Genomic DNA, 15,618 nt, shown 5'->3' on the forward strand with positions numbered 1-15,618 from the left:
GTAACGCTGTCCGCGAGTATGATGAGGCCATGAACGTGTTGCGCATTCTTCCGCTGCTCGCGGCGTTGTTGACGGTGCCGGTCGCTGCGGCAACCCGGCAAGCCGAATGCCTCGTCCCGTCCAAGCCGGGCGGGGCGATGGACCTGACCTGCAAGCTCGCGCAGCAAGCGTTGCAGGCCAAGCCGGACGCGCCCCGGCTGAAGCTCAGCTACCTGCCGGGCGGGATCGGCGCCGTCGCCTGGCACACGATCGTCTCGCAGCGGCGCGGCGAGCCCGACACGATCGTCGCGTTTTCCGGCGGCTCGCTGCTGAATCTTGCGCAAGGCAAGTTCGGCAAGGCCAACCCCGACGACGTGCGCTGGATCGCCGCCCTCGGCATCGACTACGGCGTGATCGCCGTCCCGGCCGACTCGCCATGGCACAGCCTGCGCGACCTGATGGCGGCGCTGCGCCGCGATCCGGAAAAGATCCTCATCGGCATGTCCGGCACGATCGGCAGCCAGGACTGGATGAAGATGGCGCTGCTGGCACGCCAGGCCGGCCTCGACCCGCGCCAGCTCCGCTTCGTCGCGCTGGAAGGCGGCGGCGAGGAATTCGTCGCGATGCAGGCGGGCTATGTGCAGGTGGTGTCGAGCGACGCGTCCGAGACGTCGCTGTACACCGGGGCCGGCAAGGCGCGCGTGCTCGCCGTGCTGTCCGAGAAGCGCCTGCCGGGCCAGTTCGCGACGGTGCCCACGGCGCGCGAGCAGGGTTTCGATCTCGTGTGGCCGCTGATCCGCGGCATCTGGATGGGGCCCGACGTGCCCGAGGCCGACTACCGGCGCTGGGTGCAAGCGTTCGACAGCGTCGAATCGTCGCCCGCGTTCGCACAGATGCGCGCGCGCAGCGGCCTGTATCCGCTCGCGCTGACGGGCGACGCGCTGAGCCGCTACATCCGCCAGGCCGTCGCCGACTACAAGCGCCAGGCGCGCCAGTTCAATCTCGTGCGCGAGCACTAGCGTCCGGCGCCGCCGGCGCGGGCGGGTCGTCCGCCGCCTGCCGGTGCCGCACGCGTTGCGCCGCCACGACACCGACCCCCAGCAACGCGAGACTCAACATCGTGCCGAACGACGGCGCCGCGAGCCAGCGCAGCGACTGGTTCGGCTGTTCCAGCGGGCTGTCCTGCGGCGGGTCCGACTGCGCGGCCGCCGCCGCCGTGGCCGGCTCCCCCGCGAACAATGCCGTCATCGCCTGCACGAACGGTGCCAGGTCGTGCGCGCCCCGGCCCGACAGCAGGTGGGCGTCGCGTACGACGTCGTCGTTGCGCCACGTGGCGCCCGCGTTCACGAGGTCGTCGCGAATGCCGGGCCAGGCCGCGACCGTGCGTCCCGCCGCGCGGCCCGCCGACACGAGCACGAGCGGCGCCTGCGCCAGCACCGCGATCGGCTTGGCGGCCATGTCGAATTCCCGGACGAACGCACGCGCCGGGGCCGATTGGCGCAGCGCGTCCGGGCTGACGTAGCCGCCGGGGATGAAGAGGCCGTCATGGTCGGCCGCCTGCGCGGTGTCGATGACTGCGCCGACGCGCACGAGTTCGCCTGGCTGGTGCAGGTGCATGCCGCGGATGCGCCCGCGCCGCAACGACACGAGCGTCACGGCGGCACCGCCTTCCGCGAGGGCAGCGAGCGGGACGTCGATCTGCGCCTGTTCGAACCCGTCGGCGGCCAGCACCGCGATGCGCTTGCCGGCGAGTAGCTTGGGTGTGCTCATGGTCACTCCGGTTCCGGGATCATCTTCCACAGAGCCCCTGCGCGCGCCATTAGTTCCTTGTCCGTGGTTCAGGCTGCCATCCGAAAATCGTACGACGCATCGTTGGCGCACGCGCGGTTGCGCGGCGGTGGGCTCGCGCGCACGGCCATCGGCTGCGCATCGGTGAGTAAAGCCATCATGGCGGGCACGTCGAGGCCGTCCAGCGCGGCCTGGAAGCGGCGGATGCGTTCGCGGCACAGCTTGTCGTCCGGCGGGGCCTCGTGCGCGTGCGCGCGCAACCGGCGCCGCGCGCGCGACACGTGCTGGCGCGCGGTCGCCGGCTTCGTGCCGAGCGCGGCGGCGACGTCGGCATGATCGCATTCGAACACGTCGTGCAGCACGAGGGCCAGCCGCTCGGCCGGCGACAGGCAGCCGAGCAGCCGCGCGAGCGCGTCGCCCAGCGCGGCCTGGCGCAGGAGGTTGTCGTCCGGTTCGGCCGGCGGGGCGGCCGGCGCCAGGTCCTGCGCGGCGTGCGCGGCCAGTGCGTCGCGCACGCGCCGGCGCAGGCGGTCGATCGAGCGGCGCCGCACGACGGTCGTCAGCCACGCGGCCGGCGTCGCCAGCGCGGCGCGGTCGGCCGCATGCCAGGCGAGAAAACAATCCTGCACGACGTCCTCGGCGTCCGCCGCGCTGCCGACGATGCGCAGGCTGAGCGCCTCGAGGCGCGGGCGCAGGTGTTCAAACAGGCTTTCGTTTGCATCGGTGCAAGACATCGCGGCTCTCCTCATGCGGTGGTGGTGCCACTTGTCGCCTGGCGTCGCCCGGATGTGACACGCCGGAGATATTTTTTTTCGGCGTCACACGGCGGCCGCGGCCGGCGTCATGGGGGCAGCGAATCGAATCCGCGATTCGACCGACCGAAAGGAGCACCATGACTTCGACTTTCCCCCGCGGACTGGGCCTCGTGCCCACCGTCATCGAACAAACGGGCCGCGGCGAGCGCGCCTTCGACATCTATTCCTGCCTGCTGAAGGAACGCGTGATCTTCCTCGTCGGCGAGGTGACGGAACAGTCGGCGAACCTGATCGTCGCGCAGCTGCTGTTCCTCGAATCGGACAATCCCGACAAGGACATCGCACTGTACATCAGTTCGCCGGGCGGGTCCGTCTACGCGGGCATGGCCGTGTACGACACGATGCAGTTCGTGAAGCCGGACGTGTCCACCTTGTGCACGGGCTTCGCCGCGAGCATGGGCTCGTTCCTGCTGGCGGCCGGCGCGCCCGGCAAACGGTACGCGCTGCCGAACGCGCGCATCATGATCCACCAGCCGCACGGCGGGTCGCAGGGCGTGGCGGCCGACATCGACATCCAGGCCCGCGAGATGTTGTACCAGCGGCACCGGCTGAACACGATCCTGGCCGAGCGCACGGGACAGACGCTGGCGCGGATCGAGAAGGATACGGACCGCGACCGCTATATGTCGGCGCACGAAGGGGCGGAGTACGGCCTGATCGACCGTGTATTGACGGGGCGCGGCGATGACGCCACGGTCGCATTACGAAATCCGTCAGACGCCTGAATAATTTATCCCAGGCATGCCGGCAACGTCGCCCACGACCCATTGCATCGGCTATGTTTCATGGTTTCCGCCGCCGGCCCGCGCCGGGCCGCGGCTTTACTCCCGAAGCGAACCATGAAACTGAAACAGAACCTGACCCTCGTATCCCTCGCGCTGGCCATGTGGTGCACCGGCGCCGTGTCCGCCGAACAGGACAAGCCGTGGATGGACACGCACCGCCCCGCCGCTGAACGGGCCAGGCTGGCCGTGCAGGCCATGACCCTGGACGAGAAACTGAAGCTCGTGTACGGCTACCTGGGCGCCGACTTCAAGGAAAAGAACTCGACGCGTCCGGCCGAATCGCACAAGCAGTCGGCCGGCTTCGTGTACGGCGTGCCGCGCCTGGGCATTCCGAACATCTGGGAAACGGATGCGGGCGTCGGCGTCGCGAGCCAGGGTGGACCCGACGCGCGCCCCGCGACGGCGCTGCCGTCCGGCCTGAACACCGCCGCCACGTGGGACCTGCGCACGGCGCAGGCGGGCGGCGCGATGATCGGCGCGGAAGCCCGTGCCTACGGCTTCAACGTGATGCTCGCGGGCGGCGTCAACCTCATGCGCGACCCGCGCAATGGCCGCAACTTCGAATACGGCGGCGAGGACCCGCTGCTGGCCGGCCGCATCGTCGGCGCCCAGATCAAGGGCATCCAGTCGAACCACATCGTCTCCACGCTCAAGCATTTCGCGCTGAACGACCAGGAGTCGAGCCGCACCACGCTGAACGTGAAGATCGACGACGCGGCGGCCCGCATGTCGGACCTGCTGGCGCTGCAGATCGCGAACGAAGAAGGCAACCCGGGCGCCGTCATGTGCGCGTACAACCGCATCAACGGCGTGTATTCGTGCGAGAACGACTACCTGCTGAACGGCGTGCTGAAGAAGGACTGGGGCTTCAAGGGCTGGGTCATGTCGGACTGGGGCGCCGTGCACAGCACCGTGCAGGCGGCGAACGCCGGCCTGGACCAGCAATCCGGCATGCCGTTCGACCTGTCCGATTATTTCGGCCCGCCGCTGAAGGAAGCCGTGCAGAACGGCTGGGTGGCCGAGTCGCGCCTGGACGACATGGTGGGCCGCATCCTCTACGGCCTGTTCGAGCACGGCGTCGTCGACCACCCGGTGGCGCCGGCGCCGCAGACGATCGATGCCAAGGCGCATGCGGCCGTGTCGCAGCAGGATGCGCAGGAGGGCATGGTGCTGCTGAAGAACGCACGCCGTACGCTGCCGCTGGGCACGGGCCTGAAACGCGTCGCCGTCATCGGCGGCCACGCGGACCGGGGCGTGCTGGCCGGCGGCGGCTCGTCGCTCGTCTATCCGGCGGGCGGCAACGCCGTGCCGGGCATCGCGCCCACGACCTGGCCCGGCCCCGTGATGTACTACCCGTCGTCGCCGCTGAAGGCGATCCAGAAGCGGCTGCCGCGCGCGGCCATTGCCTATAACGACGGCCTGGACCCCGCCGCGGCCGCGAACCTCGCGCGCGACAGCGACGTGGTGATCGTGTTCGCCACGCAGTGGACGGGCGAGGGCGTCGACATGGAGACGCTGGCGCTGCCGGACAAGCAGGACGCCCTCGTCGCGGCCGTCGCGACAGCGAATCCGAACACGGTCGTCGTGCTGGAAACGGGCGGTCCCGTCACGATGCCGTGGCTGGACCAGGTGCCCGCCGTCCTCGAAGCGTGGTATCCGGGCTCGGCCGGCGGCGAGGCCATCGCGGCCGTGCTGTTCGGCGAAGTGAACCCGTCCGGCCACTTGCCCGCCACGTTCCCCGCGGCGGACGCGCAACTGCCGCGCGCCGCGCTGGACGGCCTGCCGTGGGTGCCGGACCGCCGCTTCGACGTCGACTACCACGAGGGCGCGGCCGTCGGCTACAAGTGGTTCGACCTGAAGGGCCTGACCCCGCTATTCCCCTTCGGCCACGGCTTGTCGTACACGGAGTTCGCGTTGGGCGACCTGGCGGCCGACGCCAAGGACGGCATCGTGCGCGCCTCGTTCACCGTCCGCAACACGGGCCGGGTGAGCGGCAAGGAAGTGGCCCAGGTGTACGTGTCGCCGTTGAACGCGCATTGGGAAGCGCCGAAGCGCCTGGCCGGGTTCCAGAAGGTCGACGTGAAGCCGGGCGCCGCCGTCAAGGCCAGCGTCACCGTCGACCCGCGCCTGCTCGCGATGTACGACAGCGCGTCGCGCACGTGGAGAGTGGAGAAGGGCGACTACCGCATCACCCTGGCCGCCAGCGCGGCGGATCCGAAAGCGACGAGCACCGTCGTGCACCTGGACGCGGCCGTGTACGACGTCAACGGCAAGCGGGTCGCCGGGCAGTAAGCGAGGCGGGGCGGCGTCGGCCAGGCGCGCGCCCCGTTGCGTGGGCAATACGTTTCAAAAAGGAAATAATAATTACTGCGTAGAACTATGTTACGCTGGCTGGAACTTGTTCGTCCACCATCCCACCGGCCGGTCCATGTCGTCTTCCCTCTCTTTCAACCTCGGGCTCGACCTGAGGGACGCGCTGCTCGTCGGCGCCGTCGTCTTCGTGTGCTCGATCTTCGGCATCTACACGGCGCCGCCGGGCGTGCTGGCCGCGTTCTGGCCGACGAATGCCGTCCTCGTGGGGCTGCTGCTGCGCCGAGGCCATCCGCCGCGCGCCGCGCACTGGCTCGCGGCCGTCGCCGGCTACGTCGTGGCCGACCTCGCGATGGGGCACGGCTGGCCCAAGACCCTGATGCTCACGTCGACCAACCTGATGGGCGTGACCGTCTGCTGGCGGCTGCTCGCGCGCCTGCCCGACGAGTACCGCGGCCTGCGCCATCCGCGCTCGATGCCGCGCTTCGTGCTGGTCGCGACGAGCGGTGCCGCGGCTGCCGGCGTCGGGGGCACCGTCATCCATCCCGCGCTGTACGGCGGCACACCCGCGTACGGCTTCCTGTTCTGGTTTGCGACGGAGCTCGTGAACTACATCGCGATCCTGCCCGTGCTGCTGACGATGCCGGACCTCGTGCGCCGCCTGACGGGGCCCCGGCGCCGCGGCGACTGGCAGCCGTGGCGCGGCGGTCGCGCGGAATACGTGGCGCCGCTGGCCGCGTTCGGCGGCAGCCTGTGGCTCGGCACGCAGCTGGGCGGCCCGGGCGTAATCGCTTACCCGATTCCCGCGATGCTGTGGTGCGCGCTCACGTACAGCCTGTTCGCGACGGCCGGCATCACGTTGCTGTTCTCGATGTGGACCTTGCTCGCCATCGCCAGCGGCGCGCTCGTGATCGGCGCGCCCGTCGACACGCCGCAGGCCGTCATGTCGTTGCGCGTGGGCGTGACGTTGACGGCGCTGGCCCCGCTCGCGGTCGCCAGCGTGATGCTCGCGCGTAACGAATTGCTCGCGCGCCTGCGGCATGCCGCGTCGCACGACCCGTTGACGCAGGTGCTGAACCGCGGCGGCTTCCTGGCCCGCGCGGACACCGTGCTGGCGGCGCCCGCCGCGTGGCCCGCCGCGGTGCTGATGATGGACATCGACTTCTTCAAGAAGGTCAACGACACCCACGGCCACGCGGCCGGCGACGAGGTGTTGACGGGGTTTGCGCGGCTGGCATCGAGCTGCCTGCGCGGCGGCGACGTGCTGGGGCGCCTGGGTGGAGAAGAGTTCGCCGTGCTGCTGCCCGGCTGCGGCGTGGACGACGCGCACGCCATCGCCCGGCGCATCTGCGATGCATTCGCCGCCCAGCCGATTCCACTGGCCGGCGGCACGCGATTGCACGCCACCGTCAGCATCGGCCTCGGTTTCTGGAGTGCGCCCGGCACGCCCGTCGGCACGATGCTGTCGATGGCCGACGGGGCGCTCTACGACGCCAAGGACGCCGGCCGCAACCGGGTCGTCCTCGCTTAGCTTAGATACCGACCATCGACACGGCCTTCGTGTTCAGGTAGGACTCCAGTGCTTCCGGGCCGCCTTCGGAACCGTAGCCCGAATCCTTGATGCCGCCGAACGGCAGCTCGGCGCTCGGCGTGGCCGGCTGGTTAATCCACAACATGCCGACCTCCACACGGTTCATCAGCAGGTGCGCGTTCTTGATCGAGCGCGTGAACGCATAGCCCGCGAGGCCGTACGGCAGGCGGTTCGCTTCCGCGATGGCGTCCTCGAGGCTGTCGAAGCCGCGGATGCCGGCGACGGGGCCGAACGGCTCGTCGTTGAAGATCGACGCTTCCAGCGGCACGTCGGCGAGGATCGTCGGCGCGAAGAAGTTGCCGGCGTCGCCCACGCGCGTGCCGCCCGTCGCGACGATGGCGCCGCGCGCCTGCGCATCCTCGACGACCTTCGTCATCGCCGTCACGCGGCGCGCGTTGGCGAGGGGTCCCAGCGTGGTGCCTTCGGCCAGGCCGTCGCCGATTTTCAATCCTTCGGCATGCGCCACGAAGGCGCGCGTAAACTCGTCCTTGATGACGTTGTGGACGAGGAAGCGGGTCGGCGAGATGCACACCTGGCCCGCGTTGCGGAACTTGGCGGCGCCGGCGGCGCGCACGGCCAGCGCGACGTCGGCATCCTCGGCGACGATCACCGGGGCGTGGCCGCCCAGCTCCATCGTCACGCGCTTCATGTGCGCGCCCGCGAGCGCGGCGAGCTGCTTGCCGACGGGCGTCGAACCCGTGAACGTGACCTTGCGGATGACGGGGTGGGGGATCAGGTAGCCCGAGATCTCGGCCGGATCGCCGAACACGAGGCCCACGACGCCGGCCGGCACGCCCGCGTCGACGAAGCACTGGAACAGCGCGGCGGGCGATGCGGGCGTCTCTTCCGGCGCCTTGCACAGGAACGAGCAGCCCGTCGCGAGCGCCGCGGCGAGCTTGCGCACGACCTGGTTGATCGGGAAGTTCCACGGCGTGAATGCGGCGACGGGGCCGACGGGTTCCTTCAGCACGAGCTGCTGCGCGTTCGGGTTACGGGCCGGGACGATGCGGCCGTACACGCGCATGCCCTCCGCCGCGAACCAGTCGATGATCTCGGCGCCGGCCATGGCTTCCATCTTCGCCTCCGCCAGCGGCTTGCCTTGTTCCTGCGTGAGGAGGCGGGCGATGTCGCCCGCGCGTTCGCGCAGCAGGTTCGCGGCGCGGCGCATCGTGGCGGCGCGTTCGGCGGCGGGCACGAAGCGCCAGGCCTCGAAGCCTTTCTGGGCGGCGGCGAGGGCGCGATCGAGGTCGGCGATGGCCGCGTGGGCCACGGTGCCGATGGCCTGGCCGGTGGCCGGGTTCACGACCGGGATCGTCTTGCCGCCGGTGGCCTCGACCCATTCGTTGGCGATGAGGAGGCGGGTATCGGGATAGCTGGAAGTCGTCATGGAGCGTCCTGTATTCATGGGTGTTATCGGGTCCGCTGCGTGCGGAAGCCGCTATGATCGCATCCCTGGCGATTGTTTGCTTGGCGCGGGCGCGCCGGCCGGGTCGGCGCGCCCGGACGATGCGCACGGCGACGGCGCGTTCGACCTCGGTGCGCGTGGCGGGATTGCGCCCCTGGCCGCCGGACGTCGCTGCCCGTGGTGACGAAGATCGAGGTGGCCGCGTCGGCCGGCGATTCCTCCCGCCGCGACACGGACGTCACCTTGATGTTCGCCAGTTCTTCCAGGCTCAATTCCGCGATGTCATCCGACTGGACGGGGACCGCGGCCATCGCGCCGGGCACGGCCAGCAGCACGGCGGCGCAGGCGGCCAGCGCAGCGCGCAGCGGGGAGCGGAAGATGATGGAACCGGGCATGAGGGCGAGGCACATCGGCGGAATCGGAAAATGGTATGGCAGAACTCAAAACATTGATATTTAACACATTCTGAACGGTGCGAAGATACCGTGCGAAACATTTCGTTGCCCGGAATGTTGAATTTCATAATTGAAGCGGGTGGATGCAATTTGGACAATGCTTCAATAGAACCCATCAGGAGACAAGACTTGACGACCTATTTCTTCCGGCGCACATGCGCCGGCGCGCTGCTGGCAGCCACCCTGTGCGGCGCTGCCGCCGCCGCGCCGGACGCGCCCGCGCCAGGCCCGTCCGCGGAGGCCAGCGCCGCCGCGCGCATCGGCTGGTGGCGCGACGCGCGCTTCGGCATGTTCATCCACTGGGGCCTGTACGCCATTCCCGGCCGCGGCGAATGGGCGCAGTTCAGCGAACAGATTCCCGTCCGTGAATACGCGAAACTGGCCGACAAGTTCAATCCGACCGCGTTCGATCCGGACGCATGGGCGCAATTGGCGAAGTCCGCCGGCATGAAATACATGGTGTTCACGTCGCGTCACCACGACGGCTTCGCGATGTTCGACGACGGCGACAATCCGTTCTCGAGCACGAAGACGGCCGCGCACCGCGACTTCGTCGCCGATTACGTGAAGGCCGCGCGCAAGGCCGGCATGGGCGTCGGGCTGTATTACTCGCCGCTGGACTGGCGCTTCCCCGGCTACTTCTTCCCCGACCTCTATCGCGACAACGCGGAAGCGATGCGCGCGCAGTATCACCGCCAGGTCGAGGAGCTCCTGTCCAACTACGGCAAGATCGACGTGCTGTGGTTCGACGGCGGCGAGACCGACTGGCTGAGTTTCGGCGGCGACTGGTCGGCCGCGCAGTGGCAGAAGCGCCCGGCCGGCAAGCACTACGCGGGCGGCTTCGACTGGCAGCACGCGCAGGTCGAGGCGACGATGCGGCGCCTGCAGCCGGACATCGTCGTCAACGGCCGCGCCGACATGAAGGAAGACTTCCACGCGCGCGAAGGCGACGCGGCGCTGGGCGACTACGACGACACGCATCCGTGGGAGCTGTGCACGACGATCGCCGGCGCCTGGGGCTACCAGCCGAACATGGCACCGAAGCCGCTGAAGCACTACATCCAGCTGCTGGCGAACGTCGCGGGCCGCGACGGCAACCTGCTGCTGAACGTCGGGCCGGACCCGGACGGCCGCATCGACCCCGCGCAGGCCGCGCGCCTGCGCGAGATCGGCGCGTGGCTCGGCAAGCATGGCGAGAGCATCTACGGCACCCGCGGCGGCCCGTTCCTGCCGGCCAGCTGGGGCACGTCCACGCGGCGCGGCAACACGATCTACCTGCACGTGCTGAACTGGAGCGGCGACAAGCTGGCGCTGCCCGCGATTCCCGCCCGCGTCGTGAAGGCATCCGTGCTGGGCGGCGGGACGGCGCACGTCGTGCAGTCCGCGCACGGGATCGAGGTGTCGGTGCCGGCCGCCGCGCGCGACGGCATGGACACGGTCGTCGCGCTGCAGCTCGACTCGCCCGCCGCCGCCTTGAAGACCGTGCGCTGACGACCGCGCGCCGGGCCGGTGGAAATCATTCGCCGGCCCGGAGGATTTCATCATTGCGCCCCGGGTGCACGCCGCGTGACAATGACGCTCCCGCACGAAGACGACCTCACTGGAGCACACATGCGTTGGTACACGGCGCCCCTGACACTCATCGCGGCCCGTGCCGCCCTCGCATTGTCCCTGCTCGCCGGCGTGGCGCCGGCCGACGCGCGCACGGAACCGCCCGCCGCACGGCAGCGCCAGAACTTCAACGCGGCCTGGCGCTTCCACCTGGGCGACATCGCCGGTGCCGAAAAACCGGATTTCGACGACCGCGACTGGCAGGCCATCGGCCTGCCGCACAGCTTCAGCACCCCGTATTTCCAGGCGCCCGAGGTGTACGTCGGCTACGGCTGGTACCGCAAGGACCTCGACCTGCCGGCCGTGCCGATGTCGCGCCGCTGGACGCTCGAATTCGAGGCCGCGTTCCAGACCGCCGACGTGTACGTCAATGGCCGCAAGGTCGGACGCCATCGCGGCGGCTACACCGGCTTCCCCGTCGACATCACGCCCGCGCTGCGCCCAGGCCGCAACGTCATCGCCGTCCGTGTCGACAACATCTGGGACCCGACCTTGGCGCCGCGCGCCGGTGAACACATCTTCAGCGGCGGCATCTACCGCGACGTCTGGCTCGTGACGACGGACGACGTGCACGTGCCGTGGACCGGCACGGCCGTCACGACGCCGGGCCTGGCCGGCCGTTCCGGTGCCGTGCGCGTCGCCACCGAGGTGCGCAACGACGGCAGCAAGGCCGTGAAGGTGAAGGTCAGCACGCGCATCGCGGACGACCGCGGCGCCACCGTCGCCGTGCTGCCCGACGCCTCCGTCAAGGTGCCGGCCGGCCGCACGCTCGACGTCGCGCAGCAATCGAAACGGCTGGACGGGCTGCACCTGTGGAGTCCGGAGACGCCCACGTTGTACCGCGCCGTCACGACGCTGGACGTGGCGGGCCGCCGGCGCGACCGCTTCGAGACGGCGTTCGGCTTCCGCACCATCGAATGGACGGCGGACCGGGGCTTCTTCCTCAACGGCGAGCACCGCTATTTCCGGGGTGCGAACGTCCACCAGGACCAGGCCGGGTGGGGCGACGCGGTGACGAACGCCGCCATCGACCGCGATGTGCAGCTGATGAAGGATGCCGGCTTCGACTTCATCCGCGGCTCGCACTATCCGCACGACCCGCATTTCGCCGAGGCGACCGACCGCACCGGCATGATGTTCGTGCCCGAGGCGCCGTTCTGGGGCACGGCCGGCATGAAGAGCCCGTGGAGCCGGTCCGCGTATCCGCCGGAAGTCGAGCATCGCGCGGCGTTCGAGGACAGCGTGAAGCAGCAGCTCGCGGAACTCATTCGCATCAACCGCAACCACCCGTCGATCGTCGCATGGGGCATGGACAACGAGGTGTTCTTCACCGCGCAGGAGACGATGCCCGAGGTGCGCAAGCTGCTGGCCGCCGAAGTCGCGCTGTCGCACAGGCTCGATCCGACGCGGCCCGCGGCCGTCGACGGCGCGCAGCGCGGCGAGATCGACCACATCGGCGACATCGCGGGCTATAACGGCGACGGCGCCGTGCTGTTCCCGAATCCCGGCATCGCGAACTTCGTCGCGGAGTACAGCTCGACCATCTCCGACCGGCCGGGCGAGTACGGCCCGAGCTGGGGCGACATCGAACACACGCCAGGCGCGACAGCGGGCGAGCCGGCGACGTGGCGCTTCCCGTGGCGGTCCGGGGAAGTCATCTGGGCCGGTTTCGACCACGGTTCGATCGCGGGCAAGTTCGGCTCCATGGGCCTCGTCGATTATGCACGGCTGCCCAAGCGCGGCTGGTACTGGTATCGCAACGCCTACCGCGGCATCGCGCCGCCCGCGTGGCCCCAGCCGGGCAAGGCGGCCGCGCTGCGCGTGACGTCCAGCAGCCCCGTCATCCGCCACGCGGACGGCACCGACGACGTGCAACTGATCGTCACCGTCGTCGACTGGGAGGGGAATGCATTGTCCAACAGCCCGCCCGTGCACCTGGCGCTGGAAGCGGGGCCGGGCGAACTGCCGACGGGGCGCAGCATCGACTTCACGCCGAACGGCGGCATCCCCATCCGCGACGGCCAGGCCGCGATCGCGATGCGCAGCTGGCAGCGCGGCACAACGCGGATCCGCGCGACGTCGCCGGGCCTTGCCGATGGTGTGCTGACGGTGGAGACGGCGGACGGCCCGCGCTTCGTGGAAGGCGTCACGCCCGTCGCGGCGGCGCGGCCATACGTGGCGCGCAAGATGGAAGTGGGACCGGCGCAGGCGTTCGGCCTGAAGAACCCGACGCAGGCCAGTTCCAGCGCGGCCGGCCATGCGCCGTCGCTGGCGAACGATGGCGATGCCGGCACGTGGTGGGCACCGGCACCGGGCGACGCCGGGCCGTGGCTCGTCGTCGATCCCGAGCGCATCGTGAACTACGGCCGGCTGGCCGTGCGGTTCGCACCGGATGGGCGCTGCGACGTGAGCGCCGAAACGCAGGACACGGGCGGCGTGTGGCAGCCGCTGGGCGACGCCGCGGCGACCGCGGACACGCTCGACGTGCCCGTGAACGCCGTGACGGGACGGCAGCTCCGGCTGCGCCTGACGGCACCGGCGGGCGGTACGTGCCGCGTCGCGGACGTCGTCATCACGGGAACGCCGGCGACCTTCTGGTGATCAGCGCACGTTCTGTGCCTTGATCAGCGTGTCCAGCATGGCGTGTTCTTCTTCCGTCAGGTCCGTGAGCGGCGCGCGCACGGGGCCGCCGTCGTGGCCGACGAGGCGGGCGCCCGCTTTCACGATCGAGACGGCGTAGCCGGCCTTGCGGTTGCGGATCGCCAGGTAGGGCAGGAAGAATTCGTCCAGCAGGCGGTTCGTCGTCGCGTGGTCATCCTTGGCGATCGCGCGATAGAAATCCATCGCGAGCTTCGGCATGAAGTTGAACACGGCCGACGAATACACCGGGACGCCCAGTGCCTTGTACGCGGCGGCATACACTTCCGCCGTCGGCAGGCCGCCCAGGTAGCTGAAGCGGTCGCCCATGCGGCGCCAGATCGACACCATCAGTTCGATGTCGCCGATGCCGTCCTTGAAGCCGATCAGGTTGGGGCAGCGGTCGGCCAGCTTTTCCAGCGAATCGGGCGTCAGGCGGCATTGCGCGCGGTTGTACACGACGACGCCGATGTTCACGGATTTGCAGACCTGCTCGACGTGGGCGACGAGGCCGTCCTGGCTCGCTTCGGTCAGGTAGTGCGGCAGCAGCAGCACGCCCTTGGCGCCAAGGCGCTCCGCCTCCTGCGCGAACGCGATGGCGCTGCGCGTGGGGCCGCCGGCGCCGGCGAGGATCGGGACCTTGCCCGCGCACGTGTCGACCGCGGTCTTGATCACTTGCGAATACTCGTCGTGCGTGAGCGAGAAGAACTCGCCGGTGCCGCCGGCCGCGAACAGGGCCGTCGCGCCATACGGGGCGAGCCATTCGAGGCGCTCGACGTACGTGCTCGGGCGGAAGTTTCCTTCCGCGTCGAAGTCGGTGATGGGGAAGGACAGCAGGCCGGACGACATGACCTGTTTGAGTTCTTGCGGATGCATGATGGGCTCCAATGGGTGAGTCAACTTGTCAGACATCGTACAACTGGCGGCGCGGCATCGCAAGACATTTTTGCGCCTGTCGTCGTCAGGCAACCTGGCGGGTGGTGCCGCGCTCGACGAGCGTGAAGCCCACGTCGATGACGTTCTGCGCGAGCGGGCGGCCTTCGATCTTGGCGATGAGCGCGGCCGCGGCCTGGACGCCGATGGCGCGCTTGTCGATGTGGACGGACGAGATCGGGGGATGCGTGAAGGCGGCGAAATCGAAGTCGCCGAAGCCCATGATGGCCAGTTGCTCCGGCACGGCGATGCCTTGCGCCTGCGCCTCGATGAGGGCGCCGTGGGCCAATACGTCCGAGCTGCACACGACGACTTCCGGCGCATCCCCGGCCGCCAGGATCGCGCGCAGGCCTTCGCGGCCCAGGTTCATCACGGTGGGCGGCGTCGCCATGTGGGTGGCGAGCGGTGTCACGCCGTGTCGCTGCAGCTCGGCTTCCAGCGCGAGGCGGCGCCGGTTCGCGCGCTCGTCGCGCGCGCAGATCGACGCGAAGCGCCGGTAGCCCCGGTCCAGCAGGTGGCGCGCGACCTGTTCGCCGACCCGTTCCTGCGAAAACCCGATGGCGATGTCGATGGGGGAGGGCGTCAGATCCCATGCCTCCACGACCGGGACGCCCGTCGCCAGCAGTTTCTTGCGCACGCCGGCCTGGTGGTGGATGCCCGTCAGGACGATGCCGTCCGGCTGGCGCGACAGGATGGCCGTCAGCAGGTCGTCTTCCTTCTGGCGCGAATAGTTCGACACGGACAGCAGCAGCTGGTAGCCGTGCGCGGACAGTTCGTCGTTCAAGCCCTGCACGGTCTCCGCGAACATCGAGTTCGACAACTGCGGCACGACGGCCGCGATGAGCTGGCTGCGCTTCGACGCCAGGCTGCCCGCGAGCATGTTCGGGATATAGCCCATCGCCGCCGCCGCTTCCTTCACGCGCGCGATCGTGTCGGGCTTCACGAGCTTCGGATTGTGGAGCGCGCGCGACACCGTGATGGGCGACAGGCCCGCGAGCCGCGCGACGTCCTTCAGCGTGATGCTTTTCGGCCGTTCCCCATTGGAGGAGAGGGTGTCGTCGTCGGCAAGGTCGAATGGCTCTGTCATGCTCTACTGTATGTTGTTTGAATGATTACTTGTACGACATCCGATCACAAAGCGCTTGCATTCGAAGATGATTGCGATATCATACCAAACGCCGGATGCCCATGGCCTTTCTACCATGACCGCATGACCGGCATATCTTTACAATAAAAATGATTGCGGTGTCATTTCTGCCCTGAGCGCAAGATGTCGACGCTTTGCATTGAAATGATTGCGCAATCATGG

12 protein-coding genes are annotated in these 15,618 nt (G+C 69.3%); 6 read left to right on the forward strand and 6 right to left on the reverse strand.

Annotated elements, in window-relative coordinates:
• Positions 1 to 29 precede the first annotated feature (29 nt).
• Entirely contained in the window at positions 30 to 998 is a 969-nt protein-coding gene (locus HAV22_RS15775) for a Bug family tripartite tricarboxylate transporter substrate binding protein (protein WP_166860161.1), read from the forward strand.
• Here the strand turns inward: HAV22_RS15775 and HAV22_RS15780 are convergent.
• Together HAV22_RS15780 and HAV22_RS15785 are read right to left on the reverse strand one after the other, a co-directional pair.
• Entirely contained in the window at positions 976 to 1,749 is a 774-nt protein-coding gene (locus tag HAV22_RS15780) for a DJ-1/PfpI family protein (RefSeq protein WP_166860163.1), read from the reverse strand. The two genes, HAV22_RS15775 and HAV22_RS15780, sit on opposite strands and share 23 nt — an antisense overlap.
• 68 nt (positions 1,750 to 1,817) lie before the next feature.
• Positions 1,818 to 2,501 carry a sigma-70 family RNA polymerase sigma factor gene (locus tag HAV22_RS15785; protein ID WP_166860165.1) on the reverse strand — a complete coding sequence of 228 codons (684 nt, stop codon included), beginning with the start codon at positions 2,499 to 2,501 and terminating at the stop codon, positions 1,818 to 1,820.
• A 158-nt stretch (positions 2,502 to 2,659) separates the two neighbouring features.
• On the opposite strand from HAV22_RS15785, the gene clpP reads away from it, so the two are divergent.
• The 3 genes from clpP (at position 2,660) to HAV22_RS15800 (ending at position 7,208) form a co-directional block, all read left to right on the forward strand.
• Positions 2,660 to 3,307, forward strand: a complete 648-nt coding sequence (clpP, locus tag HAV22_RS15790; RefSeq protein ID WP_166860167.1) for an ATP-dependent Clp endopeptidase proteolytic subunit ClpP — start codon at positions 2,660 to 2,662, stop codon at positions 3,305 to 3,307.
• Positions 3,308 to 3,421: 114 nt separating this feature from the next.
• On the forward strand, positions 3,422 to 5,659 hold the full coding sequence (locus tag HAV22_RS15795; RefSeq protein ID WP_166860169.1) for a glycoside hydrolase family 3 C-terminal domain-containing protein: 2,238 nt from the start codon (positions 3,422 to 3,424) through the stop codon (positions 5,657 to 5,659).
• Between the two features lie 136 nt (positions 5,660 to 5,795).
• Positions 5,796 to 7,208 (forward strand): GGDEF domain-containing protein, encoded by a 1,413-nt coding sequence (locus HAV22_RS15800; protein WP_166860171.1) that lies wholly within the window; start codon positions 5,796 to 5,798, stop codon positions 7,206 to 7,208.
• A gap of 1 nt (position 7,209) precedes the next feature.
• Here the strand turns inward: HAV22_RS15800 and HAV22_RS15805 are convergent, their stop codons facing one another.
• Together HAV22_RS15805 and HAV22_RS15810 are read right to left on the reverse strand one after the other, a co-directional pair.
• Positions 7,210 to 8,655 (reverse strand): NAD-dependent succinate-semialdehyde dehydrogenase, encoded by a 1,446-nt coding sequence (locus tag HAV22_RS15805; protein ID WP_166860173.1) that lies wholly within the window; start codon positions 8,653 to 8,655, stop codon positions 7,210 to 7,212.
• A gap of 23 nt (positions 8,656 to 8,678) precedes the next feature.
• On the reverse strand, positions 8,679 to 9,068 hold the full coding sequence (locus HAV22_RS15810) for a hypothetical protein (RefSeq protein WP_166860175.1): 390 nt from the start codon (positions 9,066 to 9,068) through the stop codon (positions 8,679 to 8,681).
• A 189-nt stretch (positions 9,069 to 9,257) separates the two neighbouring features.
• Here HAV22_RS15810 and HAV22_RS15815 point away from each other — a divergent pair, with 189 nt between their 5' ends.
• Positions 9,258 to 10,619, forward strand: coding sequence for an alpha-L-fucosidase (locus HAV22_RS15815; protein WP_166860177.1), 1,362 nt, complete (start codon positions 9,258 to 9,260; stop codon positions 10,617 to 10,619).
• A 120-nt stretch (positions 10,620 to 10,739) separates the two neighbouring features.
• Positions 10,740 to 13,340 (forward strand): glycoside hydrolase family 2 protein, encoded by a 2,601-nt coding sequence (locus HAV22_RS15820; RefSeq protein WP_166860179.1) that lies wholly within the window; start codon positions 10,740 to 10,742, stop codon positions 13,338 to 13,340.
• Here the strand turns inward: HAV22_RS15820 and kdgD are convergent, their stop codons facing one another.
• Both kdgD and HAV22_RS15830 read right to left on the reverse strand, forming a co-directional pair.
• Positions 13,341 to 14,252 (reverse strand): 5-dehydro-4-deoxyglucarate dehydratase, encoded by a 912-nt coding sequence (gene kdgD, locus HAV22_RS15825; protein WP_166860181.1) that lies wholly within the window; start codon positions 14,250 to 14,252, stop codon positions 13,341 to 13,343. It abuts the gene before it with no gap.
• Between the two features lie 85 nt (positions 14,253 to 14,337).
• Positions 14,338 to 15,396, reverse strand: a complete 1,059-nt coding sequence (locus tag HAV22_RS15830; RefSeq protein ID WP_166860183.1) for a LacI family DNA-binding transcriptional regulator — start codon at positions 15,394 to 15,396, stop codon at positions 14,338 to 14,340.
• Positions 15,397 to 15,618: the final 222 nt, after the last annotated feature.

The sequence above is a fragment of the Telluria antibiotica genome (genome assembly GCF_011682055.1).
Taxonomy (GTDB): Bacteria; Pseudomonadota; Gammaproteobacteria; order Burkholderiales; family Burkholderiaceae_D; genus Telluria; species Telluria antibiotica.

Coding starts and splice junctions, on each gene's coding strand:
- HAV22_RS15800 (WP_166860171.1), top strand. CDS start 5,796: ATGTCGTCTTCCCTCTCTTTCAACCTCGGGCTCGACCTGAGGGACGCG.
- HAV22_RS15795 (WP_166860169.1), top strand. CDS start 3,422: ATGAAACTGAAACAGAACCTGACCCTCGTATCCCTCGCGCTGGCCATG.
- clpP (WP_166860167.1), top strand. CDS start 2,660: ATGACTTCGACTTTCCCCCGCGGACTGGGCCTCGTGCCCACCGTCATC.
- kdgD (WP_166860181.1), bottom strand. CDS start 14,252: ATGCATCCGCAAGAACTCAAACAGGTCATGTCGTCCGGCCTGCTGTCC.
- HAV22_RS15820 (WP_166860179.1), top strand. CDS start 10,740: ATGCGTTGGTACACGGCGCCCCTGACACTCATCGCGGCCCGTGCCGCC.
- HAV22_RS15810 (WP_166860175.1), bottom strand. CDS start 9,068: ATGCCCGGTTCCATCATCTTCCGCTCCCCGCTGCGCGCTGCGCTGGCC.
- HAV22_RS15780 (WP_166860163.1), bottom strand. CDS start 1,749: ATGAGCACACCCAAGCTACTCGCCGGCAAGCGCATCGCGGTGCTGGCC.
- HAV22_RS15785 (WP_166860165.1), bottom strand. CDS start 2,501: ATGTCTTGCACCGATGCAAACGAAAGCCTGTTTGAACACCTGCGCCCG.
- HAV22_RS15805 (WP_166860173.1), bottom strand. CDS start 8,655: ATGACGACTTCCAGCTATCCCGATACCCGCCTCCTCATCGCCAACGAA.
- HAV22_RS15775 (WP_166860161.1), top strand. CDS start 30: ATGAACGTGTTGCGCATTCTTCCGCTGCTCGCGGCGTTGTTGACGGTG.
- HAV22_RS15830 (WP_166860183.1), bottom strand. CDS start 15,396: ATGACAGAGCCATTCGACCTTGCCGACGACGACACCCTCTCCTCCAAT.